This is a genomic window from Phyllobacterium sp. 22229 (assembly GCF_052056495.1).
GTDB lineage: Bacteria > Pseudomonadota > Alphaproteobacteria > Rhizobiales > Rhizobiaceae > Phyllobacterium > Phyllobacterium myrsinacearum.
Genome location: NZ_JBQEPA010000003.1, coordinates 224,816 through 238,965, shown reverse-complemented (window position 1 = coordinate 238,965; position 14,150 = coordinate 224,816). Strand labels below are relative to the sequence as shown.

The window sequence follows — 14,150 nt, the reverse complement described above, 5'->3', positions numbered from 1 at the left end:
TTTGCTTTTGCGCAGGTTCGTGAAACACAACCGGCTAGGTACTTTTGCGAGGGTCGTTAACTCTCCATCAAGGTTAATGCTTCATTTTTGCAACCAGTATTGTGCGGTTGTGAGTGGGGTATCGGCGTGCGTTTCTCTGAGTTTTCTAGGGCATTGAAGCCCCGGCGAAAGAATCGGACAAACAGGAATTTTATCGGTCCGATGATTATCGGCACGGCCATCTATCTGTTCTCGCCCACGATTGTCGCTTATCAGGACATGGCCAGCATGCTGTCGGGTGCCGAATCCGGCAAGGGCCGCTGGACTGCCTATCTGGAAAAGTCACCCGCCGGCTCCATCCAGAAAGCCAATATGTCCCTTGTCGATGACAAGGCCATCACATCGAGCATTCCCGCCAGTGGTATCGACGCTCCCGGCATCGGTCCGATCGTGGTCAACGGCACCCGGAAATCCCCCGATGCGACACCCGATGAAGACCGCATCAACCGGGCGGAGAAGCAGGGGCGCATCGTTACCATCAGCAAGAAGGCGCCGCCCAAGGCCTTCAGCGCCGGTTCGATCCTGCAGCGTTCGAGCATGCTGATCCGCCCGACCCATGGTGTTGAAGTCGAAATGGCCTTTGCCAAGCCGAAGATCGCCGGCAAGGAAATCCAGATCGCTCTGGCGTTTCATAACCGCGCACCGGCCAAGGCCGATCCGCAAGTCTCGCCCATGCTCGCCAGCCTGATCACCAACAACACGCCTGACGTCCTGGCATTGGGTTACGCACCGGCTGAACCGGACTATGCGAAAACCTCGCCTTTCGACAACATCCTCAATGAACCAAAGCAGCCCGGGCGATTCGTTCCGCAGCTGGGGGCTGGCGATCATGCCTGGCTGGCATCGCCGTTGCCGCCGGTTGTTTTCACCAAGGAAGAACAGAAATGCCTGGCGACGGGCATTTATTTTGAGGCGAGAAGCGAAAGCCTGAAGGGCCAGGCCGCCGTTGCGCAGGTCATCCTCAACCGTGTCCGCAACCCGGCCTATCCGAAAACCATCTGCGGTGTCGTCTACCAGAACGACGACTGGATCAACCGCTGCCAGTTCTCCTTCGCCTGTGAAGGACGCAAGCTGGTCGTGACAGAGCCAAAATACTGGAAAATGGCACAGGAGATCGCCATGGCTGTCACATCAGGGCGCATCTTCCTGCCCGAGGTCGGTTCGGCCACCCACTATCACGCAGTCTACGTCCGGCCAAACTGGGCCCATACCATGAAACGCGTCGACAAGATCGGCCAGCACGTTTTCTACCGCACCTATGGCGGTGGTTGGATTTGATGCCACTTGGAAGTTGAGCGAAAACTGCTATATTGTTCTTGGAGTGAGGGACAGGCTCTCGCCCGCCCCTCTTTCCTGATTATTTGAATTGAACCCGGATTGTCAGCGAGCAACTGGTCCGGGTTCTTTTCAATATCAGGGTGATGCTAAGCGGCAGAAACCACATAGCTCACCTCCAAGTTTGAGAGCAAGGCCTTTGCCAAGGCCGGGAGGCCTATCGTCCCGGTACACCGGCTGGCTCGGTGTTTTCTGCTTCGCTCTCAAAACTTCATGTTTGTTCGCAGCATTATTTATCGTTTGGTTCGTTCTGCGCCGCAAGAAACGCAGGGTTGCGTCGCGGCGTAATTGGCCATGGAAAGCTGTGTTGCGATGATGCTGGAATGCGTCCGAACCTCGGCCTCATCCACAGGATTCGTGGAAGATTCTTGCCCTCAGAGGTGAGACATAAAGTCATATTTACCTAAGGTATTGAAATTTCCCGCGAAAATTACCCTTGAGACTCCTGCTTCTGCGCCTTGACTAGCGCGGATCGTAACAATATGTTGCGCGCGACTTCGAAGCGGGGGTGAAGCCTCGCATTCAGCGTGTAAAGGACATGCCATTGGCCACGGGGAACGAGCCCGATCAGTCAGGTTCTGTCGGTAATACGCCGGATGCCGGAAAGCCGCTGACTTCGGTTGAATTGGAAAATCGCCGCCGCGATCTGGAAGCAAAACTTGCTTCAAAGGGTGTTGGCCGGAAGACCGGTTCGAAAGACGAGGGGACGGGGACCGCCTCCGGTGTCGCGCAGGCCATGAAACTGTCGAGCGAGTTTATCGCCGGCGTTCTGGTTGGTGCGGGGTTGGGCTGGTTAGCTGACCGATTTTTAGGTACTTCACCCTGGGGGCTGATCATTCTGCTCCTCCTGGGGTTTTGTGCCGGAACGCTGAATATCCTGCGCTCTGCAGGACATGTGGCGGAGAACCGCGGATTTGAGCTCGACAAGAGCGATGACCGCGAGAAACCGGAATAAGCCTGCGGGCATGGAACGATATAGACGAGGTTAGCGTGGCCAACGATCCGATCCATCAATTCCAGATTGCACGATGGATTCCCATTGATGTCGGTGGAATTGACCTGTCCTTCACCAATTCGTCCTTCTTCATGGTGGCGACGGTTGCGGTTGCTTCAGCGTTTCTCTACCTCACTTCTTCCAATCGCGGCCTGATCCCGACCCGTCTGCAGTCGGTTTCCGAGATGGCTTATGAGTTCGTGGCTTCGACGCTGCGCGATTCGGCTGGAACCGCTGGGATGAGGTTCTTCCCGTTCGTTTTCTCGCTCTTCATGTTCGTGCTGACAGCCAATGTGCTCGGTCTGTTTCCCTATTTCTACACGGTCACCAGTCAGATCATCGTGACGTTCGCGCTCGCGATCCTCGTTATCGGCACGGTCCTCGTCTATGGTTTCGCCAAGCACGGCTTCAAGTTCCTTGGTGTTTTCGTGCCGTCAGGCGTGCCGGCTGCGTTGCTTCTGCTCGTGGTGCCGATCGAAATCATCTCCTTCCTTTCACGCCCGATCAGCCTTTCAGTTCGTCTTTTCGCCAACATGCTTGCTGGCCACATCACGCTGAAAGTGTTTGCGGGCTTCGTGGTGTCGCTGGGTAGCCTGGGTGCACTCGGCATTGGCGGCGCAATCCTGCCGCTGATCATGACTGTCGCGATTACCGGTCTCGAATTTCTGGTGGCTTTCCTGCAGGCCTACGTCTTCACCGTGCTGGCATGCATGTACCTGAATGACGCAGTGCATCCTGGCGGTCACTAAGAAAAAACTTCGCCGGCGGGCCTCCGCCAAACGCAATCTATCAATAACCTATTCTATCCAAAGGAGTTTAACATGGATCCCGTAGCAGCAAAGTACATCGGTGCAGGTCTCGCTTGTTTTGGTATGGCCGGAACGGCCCTCGGCCTCGGCAACATTTTCGGCAGCTACCTCTCCGGTGCATTGCGCAACCCATCCGCAGCTGATGGCCAGTTCGGCCGTCTGGTATTCGGCTTCGCCGTTACTGAAGCTCTGGGCATCTTCTCGCTGCTCGTTGCTCTTCTGCTTCTGTTCGCTGTTTAATCAGCAGACCATCGATACTGGCTGCGCGGCGCGTGGCCAGTATAAGATTTATAGTCAGTAGATCGGGAAATGCCCGAACCAAGGGGACAGCATATGTTTGTGTCTTCGGCTCAAGCCGCATCCACAACCGCTCAGACCGAGACACCTGCGCATGCCGAAACGGCTGCACCCGGTGCCGCGCCTGATGCTCACGGTACCGCGACCCACTCCGAAACGGGTGTGGCGCACAAAGGTGTTTTCCCGCCCTTTGACTCCAGCCATTTTGCTTCGCAGCTGCTCTGGCTGGCGCTGACATTTGCATTTTTCTACCTGTTCCTGTCGCGCGTGGTTCTGCCCCGCATCGGCGGCATCATCGAGACCCGCCGCGATCGCATCGCGACCGATCTTGATCAGGCTGCCCGCATGAAGCAGGAATCGGACGAGGCGCTTGCTGCCTATGAGCAGGAGCTTGCCGAAGCCAAGCAAAAGGCCGGCGGCATTGCCCAGAAGGCCCGTGACGAATCCAAAGCCAAGGCTGATGCGGAAACCGCTGAAATCTCGGCGGCTCTGGAGAAGAAGCTGGCTGATGCCGAGGCAAGCATTGCCTCCATCAAGGACAAGGCAATGGCTGGCGTCGGTGCCATCGCCGAGGAAACGGCGACTGAAATCGTCAAGAAGATCATCGGTGGAACTGTCGACAAGGCAAGCGTTACCGCCGCGGTCAAAGCTGTTCGCGGCTAAGGAGAACCATGATGGACGCAACATTTTGGGCCCTGGTTGGTCTGGTCATTTTCCTGGCACTGCTGGTTTATCTGAAGGTTCCGGGCGTTGTGGGCAAGTCGCTCGACGGCCGTGCTGATCGCATCCGCGATGAGCTGGAGGAAGCCCGTCGCCTGCGTGAAGAAGCGCAGTCGCTGCTGGCCGAATATCAGCGCAAGCGCAAGGAAGCCGAAAAGGAAGCTGGCGAGATCGTTGCCGCAGCGCAGCGTGAAGCCCATGCTATCATTGAGGAAACCAAGCAGAAGACGGAAGAATATGTTGCGCGCCGCAACAAGCTTGCCGAGCAGAAGATCGCTCAGGCCGAGACAGAGGCGGTCAACGACGTTCGCGCTTCCGCAGTCGACATCGCTGTTGCGGCTGCTGGCCGTATCCTCAAGGACAAGGTCGACGCCAAGACATCGGCTGACCTGTTCAAGTCTTCCTTGAGCGAAGTGAAGACCCGTCTGAACTGATTGAAGGCAAAATGAAATTTGAAAAAGCCGCCGCAAGGCGGCTTTTTCTTTGGGGTGCGTGGCCCGCGCTAAACGTCCCGGTTCTTCAGCGGTGCGAAACTGAAGCGGTGCAGGCCAACCACCGGTCCGTGGGTTTGCATCGCGCTGCGATGAAACGCTGTTCCATAGCCTGCATGGGTCTCAAGCCCATAGACCGGGTAGTGACGGCCGGCCTGTGCCATCATCCGGTCGCGGCTGACCTTGGCGAGAATGGAGGCTGCGGCGATGGAGACCGAGCGCTGGTCGCCCTTGATCACAGCCGTACCGGGGCAGGGAAGGCCGCGTGGCACATCCCGCCCGTCAATGAGTGCATGGCCGGGCAGAATGGACAGGCCGCATGTGGCACGGCGCATGGCCTCCAGCGCGGCTTTCAGAATGTCTGTGGCATCGATCGACGGTGCGGCGACACTGGCAATACCCGACGCCAGCGCGGTCTTCAAAATGATATCGAACAATTCCGCGCGCTTCCTGGCGGTCAGGCGTTTTGAATCGTCAAGACCATCGGGAATCCGCTCGGGATCAAGGATAACCGCCGCAGCGACAACAGGGCCTGCCAGAGGACCCCGGCCCGCTTCGTCGATCCCCACGATATGGGGTATGCCATCGCGCATGAGGCGGCGCTCCGCCGCAAAATCAGGTTTGCCGGTATCGAGAGGAAGAAGCAGAGAATCAGAACGCGATCGAGTCATGTTGCGGCGAGACTCGCATTCGTTCTGATTCTCTGCAAGGCCCCGATGCGGATGGGGTAGGGCATCGGGGCGTCCGTCAGCGGGATGGGGGGCGCCCGACGGATTTTCAGAAACGGGTTATGGCCCGTTAAAACAGCGACAACTGTTCGCTGCCCGCGGTTGGTACGAACAGGTCGGTGCGCAAGCGGCGCCTGGCGAGGTTGATACCGAGCCGCTTGGCGGCGATTTCAAACCGGCGTCCGATCTGCCAGGCATAGGGGCCTTCACCGCGCATGCGCTTGCCCCATTCCGCGTCGTAATCCTTGCCGCCGCGCATGGAGCGCACGAGAGAAAGAACATGGCGGTAGCGATCCGGGTAGTTGCGCAGCAGCCATTCCTTGAAGATGGGGCTGACCTCAAGCGGCAGGCGCAGGAGTACGTAGCCAGCCTCGCGCGCGCCCATGGCATAGACGCTGTCGAGTACGCGCTCGATCTCGTGATCATTGAGACCGGGAATGATGGGGGCCACCAGGGTTCCCGTCGGAATGCCCGCGTCGGAAAGTGCACGCAGTGCTTGCAGCCGCCGTGTCGGGGTTGAGGCCCTTGGTTCCATCGTCCGGGCGAGCTTGCCGTCCAGCGTCGTGACGGAAAGGCAGACCTTGGCAAGACCTTTCTCGGCCATGCGGGCGAGTATATCGATGTCACGCATGATCAGCGCCGACTTGGTGACGATGCCGACCGGATGCTGGTGCTCTTCAAGCACCTGCAGGATATCGCGCATGATGCGCCATTTCCTCTCGATTGGCTGATAGGGGTCCGTATTGGTGCCGATGGCGATGGTCTTGGCGGTATAACCCGGTTTGGACAGTTCGCGGTCGAGCATCCTGGCCGCATCGGGTTTGGCAAACAGTTTCGATTCAAAATCGAGACCGGCGGACAGCCCCATATAGCTGTGGGTGGGGCGGGCGAAGCAATAGATGCAGCCATGCTCGCAACCGCGATAGGGGTTGATGGAGCGGTCGAATCCGACATCCGGCGAGTCATTGCGTGTAATGATCGTGCGCGGCTTCTCGATCTGCACCTCGGTTTTGAAGGCAGGCAAGTCCTCGATTGTCTCCCAGCCATCGTCAAAGACATGGCGCGTTTCCGGCTCGAAGCGCCCGGATGGGTTCATGCCCGCGCCGCGTCCGCGGCGGCGCTCATGATCGATCCGCAGCCCGGCTTCCTCAACGAGCGCATTGGCATGCTGCGCCCGGCCTTGCCCGAAGGCGGCCCTGTCCGCCTGCACCATGATGTTCATTGGCATTCTCCTTGAGACCGGAGCGAGACTGAGTCGCTCATCACCGTCGCAACATGAATGTATTCCTAACAAATTATGAGAACAAAGCAAGAACAATCTGATGAAAAAGGATGATGGAAATTTCAATAATAATACTATAACTGAAATGGATGATTTCCGTCCTGATCGAAACCCGCAATGCCGATGAACCCTTGGCCAGAACGCTCGGCGGACTGGTGGGCGGAGCTGTCGAAGGTGTGTTGAGCGATGTCATCGTCATTGATCAGGGTTCAACCGACCAGACTCACCGTGTGGCCGATGCGGCCGGGTGCATTTTCCTGCAGGACCAGACATTGATCGATGGCCTGCGCCGTGCGCGCAGCGACTGGATTTTGTTTATCGAACCCGGTGCGCGGCTGATTGACGGCTGGATCGAGGCCGTGTCCATCCACGTGGAACGCATGCAGGGGCCAGCCTGCTTCACCCGCTCACATGCCCACCGGCGGCCGTTTTTCACCCGGGTTTTCTCGCCGGGCAATCCGCTGGCCGACGGGCTGCTGATTTCAAAGCGTCAGGCGATGGCTTTGTCGGCTCCGGGCAAGAGCGCCGTGGACCTGGCGCGCGGTCTCGCCATGAAACGCCTGCGGGCAGAGATTATTCCCGGCGCGGTGAAGTAGCTGTCAGCCCCGTTTCAGATGTTCGTCCAGCCGCGGCATGATCTCGACGAAATTGCAGGGCATATGGCGGTAGTCGAGCTGAAACTGGAGAATATTATCCCAGGCATCCCTGCAGGCGCCCGGTGAGCCCGGCAGCACGAAAACAAACGTGGCATTGACTACACCGCCGGTTGCCCTGGACTGAATGGTCGACGTGCCGATCTTGTCATAGGAAATGCGGTGGAACACCTCGGAAAAGCCGTCCATGCGCTTTTCAAAGATCGGCTCGAGGGCTTCCGGCGTTACGTCACGGCCGGTAAAGCCCGTACCGCCTGTGGTGATGACCACATCCACATCGGGGCTGCTTGACCAGGCAAGCACCTTGTCGCGTATCGCTTGGCGGTCATCGGTCACGATGGCGCGGTCCGCCAGCCGGTGCCCCGCCGCCACGATGCGGTCAGCCAGCGTTGTGCCGGATTTATCGTCATCGAGCGTGCGCGTATCGGAAACGGTCAGCACGGCGATCCCGACGGGTACAAAGGGGCGTGTCTCGTCAATGCGGGCCAAGATCAGTTCCCTTCCATAGTGCTACTGGTGGCGACGACAAACCATGCAGGCTGGCTTTGGCGTAACCGTCTTGCCGCTGCGTCAGCCGCCGCGTCGTCGCTGTAGAGTGCAAAGCAGGTGCCGCCCGAGCCGGACATGCGCGCGAGCAGCGGATTGGTGTCGATCAACGCCTGCATGCTGCCATTGATCGACGGCGCAAGCTTTTGCGTGGCTGCGAAAAGATGGTTGTCCGTCTGCCGGAGATAGGCGCAGACCTCCGTAAGGCTTGTCAGGGTAGGCAGGGCAGGCAGCGGAGGATTATCGCGGCGGGTCAGCGCGGAAAAGACCTGGGGCGTCGACACCGTGACGCCATTGTTGACGAGAACCATGGGCAAGCGCGGAAAGGCTGCGATGCGCTCGATCTTTTCGCCGATGCCGCGCGCGATCAGCGCCTCGCCATGCAGGCACATCGGCACATCGGCGCCCAGCGGCAGGCCAAGCGCGGCCAATTCCGTCAGGCTGGCATCGATATCCCACAGCGCACCCAGCGCACGCAGGGCCGCAGCGGCATCACTGGAACCGCCGCCGATGCCGGACGCGACGGGGAGATGTTTTTCCAGATGGATGGCGACGGGCGTTGCCCGTCCGCCATGCTGGCGGCGCAGGGCGTCCCGTGCCCGCAGCACCAGGTTTGTATCGTCGGCGGGAAGACCGGCACCATAGGGGCCGGACAGGGTAAAGGAATCGGCCGCCGCTTTCGTCACGCTCAGCCGGTCGCCGAAACGGGCAAACACGACGAGACTGTCAAGCAGATGGTAGCCGTCGTCACGCCTGCCCGTCACGTGCAATGCAAGATTGATCTTGGCCGGGGCGGTCAGGCTGACTGTGTGGTCGGGACTGGCAAGCATGGACACTCAGTCTTTGCGCAGGCGGTATTCACCGGTTTCGGGGTCCTGAACCAGTGTTCCCTGCGCCCGATTCTGTGCCTCTTTTTCGGCTTCGCGGACGCGCTGCGAGACGCGCTGTGCTTCCTTCTTGAATGAACGATAGCCATAATAGGCGGCGGCGCCGACAAGAGCAAAAAAGATCAATTGTGGCATCGTCTGTAACCCTCAACTACCGATATCATTCCTGTCCGCATTCATAGCATGGAGTTCCGGCCTTGCCAAAAAATCCTGCGCCGGTTTACAGGCCGAACCGCGACCAGAGCGTCCGTTCCTCGGCGGCGTCCACGAGCCCATTGGCCAGACCGCTGCCAAGGCCTTCGATCCGCACGCTGGCGGACGGAATCCTGCGCCCGAACAGTCCGCGCGGCTGCGAGATCAATTTTAGCTTGGTTTTGGGGCCATATTGCGACTGCAGATAGGAGCGCATGTCGCCAAGACCGTCGACCAGACCGAGTTCGACACCGCGCGTTCCCGTCCAGAACTGGCCCGTGAAAAGATCGGTGCTGGCGCTCAACTTGTCGCCGCGCCGTTCCTTGACCAGATCGATGAAAATCTCGTGGATTTCGAGCTGCAGGGTCTTCAGGTGTTCGACATCAGCCTTGTTTTCCGGCTTGAAGGGATCGAGCGTCGCCTTGTTCTTTCCCGCCGTATAGACACGCCGTTCCACGCCAATCTTCTTGATCAGTTCCGTAAAGCCGAAACTTGCGGAGACAACACCGATCGAGCCGACGATCGATGAAGGGTCGGCAATGATTTCATCACCGGCGACGGCGATCATGTAGCCGCCGGAGGCCGCGACGTCCTCGACGAAGACATAGACCTTCTTGTTCTTTTCCGCTGCCAGGTCGCGGATGCGCCGGTAGATCAGGCGCGACTGCACCGGAGAGCCGCCCGGCGAATTGACCGAGATTGCCACCGCGGGCGAATCCTTGTCATCAAAAGCCTTCTCCAGAACCGATGCAGTGGAGGCAAGCGAAAGATTTTGCCGGAATTGACCGCCGCCAGACATGATGGCGCCATGCAGGCGAACCACCGGTATCTCCACAAAATCAGGGCGCCAACGGCGCGGCAGCAATTTTCGGATCAATCGGGCCAATGCTTTCTCCTTTGATGCTTTCAAGTCATGCGCATGTAGGCGGTACGCATGAAATCACAATGGCGCCGTGCGGAAAATGCTACAAAAGTGATGTAAGGCCATTGTTTATGGCTGTTGCGCGCTCGGTGAACCCGTTGCCGGTCTCGTGGTGCATGATCAGGGCAGGGGCAAGCGTAAGGCCCGCACGGCTGCCGCGAATTCCCCGGATGATGATGCGGATAGCGGCATCCTGCGGTCTTGGCTGCACGGGCACGATGACCAGCCCGCCGAAGCGGCGCTGCAAGGCATCGAGCAGTTCGGCAATCGAAGCCGGGCGGGCAATGATGGCAAGCGCTCCACCGGGCTTGACGATGGCAGCGGCGGTGCGGATCCACTGCTCCATCATGCCGTCGGTCATGATATGGGCTTCCGCCTTCACCGGATCGGGCGTCGCGCGGTCGGTGGGCCGGTTGAAGGGCGGGTTCATGATCACGAAGTCAAAACTGTTGTCGGCAAGCCCCGCCGCACCCCGCGCCTTGCCGGTCAGGGTGACATCGGCCTGCAGGAGTTCGGTGCGGGCGGCGATGGCGGCATTCTCCGGCAGCGCAAGCGATCTGCGGGCGAAGTCGGCCATGAAATCAGAACGTTCGATCAAGACCGCCTTGGCCTTGCTGCAGCGCGCAAGCACGGCAAGGCCCGCCGCGCCGGCACCGGCGCCAAGGTCTGCGACACGGCCGGAGAAATCATCGGGTACGGCGCTGGCAAGCACCATCGCATCCACCCCGGAACGGTGTCCCTTCAGCGCGGGCTGGAGCAGGTGAAACCGGCCGCGATGGAATGCATCCAGCGTATAGGGCGTATCGGTCGATGGCATGGATCAGCCGCGCAGTTCGCGCTCGAGGCAGGCGTCTTTGAGCAGGCGCCGGACTTCATCCTCCCGGCTGGCATCGACCAGCACCCGGCGTGCGAGAATACCGACGGAACCTTCGAGCACACTCATGTTGGAATCGGCGATAAAGTGCCGGATGCCGGCATCCTTGAGCAGTGATTCGACAAAGGAGATGAGAACAGGATCGTTCGTGCGCATGATTTCGATCATTGCCATTACCCATATGACTGGCCCGGAAGTGCCATAAGTCCTGTAGCACATGTGTGGGCTTTATCACGAATTTGTAACCCCTGCCATTTTTGCGCGCCAATTCGCCGCTTGCGGGTTATAGCCTGTCAAAATAAGGTGTCGCCGCATTATGCGAGAAGTTTAGGAGTTTCGTTTTGGGCGTTGTTGTCAGTCTGGACGATAAGAAAAGCAGCACGGGATCGGTGCAGCCGCTGATTGATCTTACCAAGGCCGACATGGCCCGTGTCAACGAACTGATCCTGTCCAAGGCAGGTTCGGACGTCGAGATGATTCCCGAAGTGGCGAACCATTTGATCTCGTCCGGCGGCAAACGCCTGCGCCCGATGATCACGCTCGCGGCTGCCCGCATGTTCGGGTATCAGGGCGATGGCCACGTCAAGCTGGCCACCAGCGTCGAGTTCATGCACACGGCAACCCTTTTGCACGACGATGTGGTTGACGAGAGCGACCTGCGCCGGGGCAAGAGCACGGCGCGCATGATCTGGGGTAATCAGGCCAGCGTTCTCGTTGGCGATTTCCTGCTCGGTCAGGCGTTCAAAATGATGGTGGACGTCGGCTCGCTCGAAGCGCTCGATGTGCTGGCAACCTCCGCTTCGGTCATTGCCGAAGGCGAAGTCATGCAGCTTGCGGCGGCAAAAAATCTTGAGACAACCGAAGATGAATATCTGGCGGTGATCAAGGCCAAGACGGCCGCGCTGTTTTCCGCAGCGGCCGAAGTGGGGCCGATCATTGCATCGTCCTCGCGCACGGATCGCCAGGCGCTGCGCTCCTATGGCCTCAATCTCGGCCTCGCATTCCAGCTCGTTGACGATGCGCTGGATTACGGCGGCAATGCCAAGGATCTCGGCAAGAACACCGGTGATGATTTCCGCGAAGGCAAAATTACCCTTCCGGTGGTTCTGACCTATCGACGCGGCACGGCGGAAGAGCGGCTGTTCTGGAAGGACGCGCTGGAGAATGGCGCCAACGACGACAAGGCGCTTGAGAAGGCCAAGGGCTTGATGACCCGCTACGGCGCCCTCAGCGATACGATCCAGCGCGCCCGGCATTTTGGCGGGATTGCCCGCGATGCATTGGCCCCGCTCGATCAGTCGCCGCAGAAGGACGCCCTTCTGGAAGTCATCGACTTTTGCATCAGCCGCGTGAACTGATCCGTTGTGGATCGAACGCCTGCCATGGCCTCTGGCAGGCCGTTGCCTTTATTCTTTCGATGAAACTTGAGAGTGGACCGTAAAAAGGCCATGCTTTTCCTGAGGATTCGGGCGATCATTTCACAATGACGACAATGAAGAGGGATTTTGTATATGCAGCGCAGTAAATTGCTTGGCTCCGTGATGGGCGCAACACTCGCTGCCTTGACCATCAGTGTCATTTCCGCACCGGCGGCGACCGGCAAGGATCTGGCAACTGCTGCCGGTTCACTGTCCGGTGCCTTTCTCTCTGCCCGCACCGCCGAACGCAGCAATGATTTCGACAGCGCCATTTCCTTCTACCGGCAGGCTCTTGCCTATGATCCGAAAAACAAGGAATTGCGCCAGAGTCTCCTGCTGGTTCTTCTGACCGATGGCCAGTTCAAGGAGGCATTGCCGATTGCGCAGGAACTGAAATCGGTTCCGGAGATCGAACGTTTTTCGCGTCTGGCGCTCGGCATCGATGCGATGAACAAGAAGCAGTACCAGAAGGTGGACAACCTGATGCTGCTGTCGCTCCAGTCAGACCTCGACAGAATGATCACCGGTCTGATTTCCGCCTGGGCCAGGGCGGGGGCAGGCAAGCCCAATGAAGCGCTGGCCATGATCAGCAAGCTGAAGGGCCCGGACGGTTTTGCCCTGTTCAAGATTTACAATTCGGCGCTCATCGCCGACATGGCGGGACAGAAGGACAAGGCGGCAGCGTTCTATCAAAGCGCTCTCGACGACCGCCCAAGCCTGGCTGCCGCCCCCGATACCTATGAGCGGCTGATCGAGGCCTATGCGTCATTCAAGATGCGCAACGGTGACAAGGACGGCGCGGAAGCGCTGATCAAGGACGCATCGGAAGTGCTGTCGGGCCGCATGGTGCTGGTCGAATTCGGCAAGCAGCTTTCGGCCGCCAAGACGGTCAAGCCGCTGGTGCAGACACCGCAGCAGGGCGCGGCGGAAGTGCTGTACACATTGGCAACCGCCATCAACCGCAGCGGTGCCGAGGCCTTTTCCAAACTCTATCTGCAGATGTCGCTGCCGCTGCGCCCCGACCACGATGCAACCCTTTTCCAGATCGGCGACATCAGCGCCAAGCTGGAGCAGCCGGAGAAGGCCGTCGAGTATTTTACCCGCATTCCCTCCGACTCCGCCTATAACCGCGATGCGGAAATGCAGATTGCCATCAACCTGGCCATCTTGAAGCGTCATGACGAAGCGATCACGCATTTGAACGGTCTTTTGGCGGCCGACCCGAAGGATATCCGCACCTACCTTGCCATTGGCAGCATCTATGCGCAGGACAAGAACTACGCCAAGGCAGCTGAAACCTATGACAAGGCTGTTGCCGCCATCGAAAAGCCTGAACGCAACGACTGGATGATTTTCTACCAGCGCGGCATCGCCTATGAGCGGCTGAAGCAGTGGGATAAGGCAGAACCGAATTTCACCAAGGCGCTGGAACTCTATCCGGATCAGCCGCAGGTGCAGAATTATCTTGGTTATTCCTGGATCGATATGAATATCAAGCTGGAGCAGGGACTGGACCTGATCAAGAAGGCCGTCGCCTCCCGCCCGCAGGATGGCTATATCGTCGACTCGCTCGGCTGGGCCTATTACCGGATGGGCAATTATGCCGATGCGGTTATCCAGCTGGAGCAGGCGGTGAAGCTGCGTCCCGAAGACGCAACCATCAACGACCATCTTGGTGATGCCTATTGGCGCGCCGGGCGCAAGCTGGAGGCGACTTTCCAGTGGGCCCATGCCCGCGATTCCAAGCCAGAGCCCGAAGATCTGGTCAAGATCGAGGAAAAGCTGAAGAACGGTCTTCCCGATGCGAAGGAGCCGGGCGTCGCCAAGAATGGCGGCGATACACCCAAAGCACCGGAACCTCCGGCGCCGCAACCGGCGGCTCCCGTTCCGGCTCCGGACAACAAGGGCTGATCATCATGTGAAGCAAGGGTGCTTTCCCGGCACCCTTGCCATGATTTCCGCT

The 14,150-nt window shown here is 59.0% G+C and carries 17 protein-coding genes; 9 read left to right on the top strand and 8 right to left on the bottom strand.

Annotated features, from left to right (window positions below; translation table 11 throughout):
- Positions 1–201: 201 nt before the first annotated feature.
- From ACTJJ7_RS05145 to ACTJJ7_RS05120, 6 genes are all read left to right on the top strand, one after another.
- A complete protein-coding gene (locus ACTJJ7_RS05145) occupies positions 202–1,317 on the top strand; it encodes a cell wall hydrolase (protein WP_130268814.1) in 1,116 nt (371 codons plus the stop codon).
- Between the two features lie 601 nt (positions 1,318–1,918).
- Positions 1,919–2,329: an AtpZ/AtpI family protein gene (locus ACTJJ7_RS05140; protein ID WP_245457701.1), complete on the top strand. Its 411-nt coding sequence runs from the start codon at positions 1,919–1,921 to the stop codon at positions 2,327–2,329.
- A gap of 35 nt (positions 2,330–2,364) precedes the next feature.
- Positions 2,365–3,117 carry a F0F1 ATP synthase subunit A gene (locus ACTJJ7_RS05135; RefSeq protein ID WP_105736906.1) on the top strand — a complete coding sequence of 251 codons (753 nt, stop codon included), beginning with the start codon at positions 2,365–2,367 and terminating at the stop codon, positions 3,115–3,117.
- Between the two features lie 72 nt (positions 3,118–3,189).
- Positions 3,190–3,417, top strand: coding sequence for a F0F1 ATP synthase subunit C (locus ACTJJ7_RS05130; protein ID WP_105736909.1), 228 nt, complete (start codon positions 3,190–3,192; stop codon positions 3,415–3,417).
- A gap of 93 nt (positions 3,418–3,510) precedes the next feature.
- Complete coding sequence (locus ACTJJ7_RS05125) at positions 3,511–4,137, top strand: F0F1 ATP synthase subunit B (protein ID WP_105736911.1); 627 nt, start codon at positions 3,511–3,513, stop codon at positions 4,135–4,137.
- An 11-nt stretch (positions 4,138–4,148) separates the two neighbouring features.
- On the top strand, positions 4,149–4,628 hold the full coding sequence (locus tag ACTJJ7_RS05120) for a F0F1 ATP synthase subunit B (protein WP_105736913.1): 480 nt from the start codon (positions 4,149–4,151) through the stop codon (positions 4,626–4,628).
- Between the two features lie 68 nt (positions 4,629–4,696).
- On the opposite strand, the gene ACTJJ7_RS05115 is transcribed toward ACTJJ7_RS05120, so the two are convergent.
- Both ACTJJ7_RS05115 and ACTJJ7_RS05110 read right to left on the bottom strand, forming a co-directional pair.
- Positions 4,697–5,356 carry a ribonuclease HII gene (locus ACTJJ7_RS05115; RefSeq protein ID WP_440965766.1) on the bottom strand — a complete coding sequence of 220 codons (660 nt, stop codon included), beginning with the start codon at positions 5,354–5,356 and terminating at the stop codon, positions 4,697–4,699.
- A 127-nt stretch (positions 5,357–5,483) separates the two neighbouring features.
- Positions 5,484–6,635 carry a PA0069 family radical SAM protein gene (locus ACTJJ7_RS05110; protein WP_105736917.1) on the bottom strand — a complete coding sequence of 384 codons (1,152 nt, stop codon included), beginning with the start codon at positions 6,633–6,635 and terminating at the stop codon, positions 5,484–5,486.
- Between the two features lie 149 nt (positions 6,636–6,784).
- On the opposite strand from ACTJJ7_RS05110, the gene ACTJJ7_RS05105 reads away from it, so the two are divergent.
- Positions 6,785–7,291 (top strand): glycosyl transferase family 2, encoded by a 507-nt coding sequence (locus tag ACTJJ7_RS05105; protein WP_130268817.1) that lies wholly within the window; start codon positions 6,785–6,787, stop codon positions 7,289–7,291.
- Positions 7,292–7,294: 3 nt separating this feature from the next.
- On the opposite strand, the gene moaB is transcribed toward ACTJJ7_RS05105, so the two are convergent.
- From moaB to ACTJJ7_RS05075, 6 genes are all read right to left on the bottom strand, one after another.
- Positions 7,295–7,837: a molybdenum cofactor biosynthesis protein B gene (moaB, locus tag ACTJJ7_RS05100; protein ID WP_440965763.1), complete on the bottom strand. Its 543-nt coding sequence runs from the start codon at positions 7,835–7,837 to the stop codon at positions 7,295–7,297.
- A gap of 2 nt (positions 7,838–7,839) precedes the next feature.
- Positions 7,840–8,730, bottom strand: coding sequence for a 4-(cytidine 5'-diphospho)-2-C-methyl-D-erythritol kinase (locus tag ACTJJ7_RS05095; protein WP_440965762.1), 891 nt, complete (start codon positions 8,728–8,730; stop codon positions 7,840–7,842).
- On the bottom strand, positions 8,731–8,916 hold the full coding sequence (locus tag ACTJJ7_RS05090; protein ID WP_091880998.1) for a hypothetical protein: 186 nt from the start codon (positions 8,914–8,916) through the stop codon (positions 8,731–8,733). It abuts the gene before it with no gap.
- Between the two features lie 85 nt (positions 8,917–9,001).
- On the bottom strand, positions 9,002–9,859 hold the full coding sequence (locus tag ACTJJ7_RS05085) for a S49 family peptidase (protein ID WP_440965761.1): 858 nt from the start codon (positions 9,857–9,859) through the stop codon (positions 9,002–9,004).
- Positions 9,860–9,938: 79 nt separating this feature from the next.
- Complete coding sequence (locus tag ACTJJ7_RS05080; protein ID WP_440965759.1) at positions 9,939–10,712, bottom strand: methyltransferase; 774 nt, start codon at positions 10,710–10,712, stop codon at positions 9,939–9,941.
- Between the two features lie 3 nt (positions 10,713–10,715).
- Positions 10,716–10,937 carry a putative signal transducing protein gene (locus tag ACTJJ7_RS05075; RefSeq protein WP_105737327.1) on the bottom strand — a complete coding sequence of 74 codons (222 nt, stop codon included), beginning with the start codon at positions 10,935–10,937 and terminating at the stop codon, positions 10,716–10,718.
- A 173-nt stretch (positions 10,938–11,110) separates the two neighbouring features.
- On the opposite strand from ACTJJ7_RS05075, the gene ACTJJ7_RS05070 reads away from it, so the two are divergent.
- The gene (locus tag ACTJJ7_RS05070) at positions 11,111–12,127 is read left to right on the top strand and encodes a polyprenyl synthetase family protein (RefSeq protein ID WP_105736929.1); all 1,017 of its coding nucleotides are present in this window, start codon (positions 11,111–11,113) and stop codon (positions 12,125–12,127) included.
- A gap of 153 nt (positions 12,128–12,280) precedes the next feature.
- Positions 12,281–14,098, top strand: coding sequence for a tetratricopeptide repeat protein (locus tag ACTJJ7_RS05065; RefSeq protein WP_440965757.1), 1,818 nt, complete (start codon positions 12,281–12,283; stop codon positions 14,096–14,098).
- Positions 14,099–14,150 lie beyond the last annotated feature (52 nt).

What these genes read in the sequence shown, in the direction of transcription:
- ACTJJ7_RS05065 (WP_440965757.1), top strand. Translation starts at nt 12,281, where the DNA reads ATGCAGCGCAGTAAATTGCTTGGCTCCGTGATGGGCGCAACACTCGCT.
- ACTJJ7_RS05075 (WP_105737327.1), bottom strand. Translation starts at nt 10,937, where the DNA reads ATGATCGAAATCATGCGCACGAACGATCCTGTTCTCATCTCCTTTGTC.
- ACTJJ7_RS05090 (WP_091880998.1), bottom strand. Translation starts at nt 8,916, where the DNA reads ATGCCACAATTGATCTTTTTTGCTCTTGTCGGCGCCGCCGCCTATTAT.
- ACTJJ7_RS05115 (WP_440965766.1), bottom strand. Translation starts at nt 5,356, where the DNA reads ATGACTCGATCGCGTTCTGATTCTCTGCTTCTTCCTCTCGATACCGGC.
- ACTJJ7_RS05145 (WP_130268814.1), top strand. Translation starts at nt 202, where the DNA reads ATGATTATCGGCACGGCCATCTATCTGTTCTCGCCCACGATTGTCGCT.
- ACTJJ7_RS05110 (WP_105736917.1), bottom strand. Translation starts at nt 6,635, where the DNA reads ATGAACATCATGGTGCAGGCGGACAGGGCCGCCTTCGGGCAAGGCCGG.
- ACTJJ7_RS05130 (WP_105736909.1), top strand. Translation starts at nt 3,190, where the DNA reads ATGGATCCCGTAGCAGCAAAGTACATCGGTGCAGGTCTCGCTTGTTTT.
- ACTJJ7_RS05120 (WP_105736913.1), top strand. Translation starts at nt 4,149, where the DNA reads ATGGACGCAACATTTTGGGCCCTGGTTGGTCTGGTCATTTTCCTGGCA.
- ACTJJ7_RS05080 (WP_440965759.1), bottom strand. Translation starts at nt 10,712, where the DNA reads ATGCCATCGACCGATACGCCCTATACGCTGGATGCATTCCATCGCGGC.
- ACTJJ7_RS05125 (WP_105736911.1), top strand. Translation starts at nt 3,511, where the DNA reads ATGTTTGTGTCTTCGGCTCAAGCCGCATCCACAACCGCTCAGACCGAG.
- ACTJJ7_RS05105 (WP_130268817.1), top strand. Translation starts at nt 6,785, where the DNA reads ATGATTTCCGTCCTGATCGAAACCCGCAATGCCGATGAACCCTTGGCC.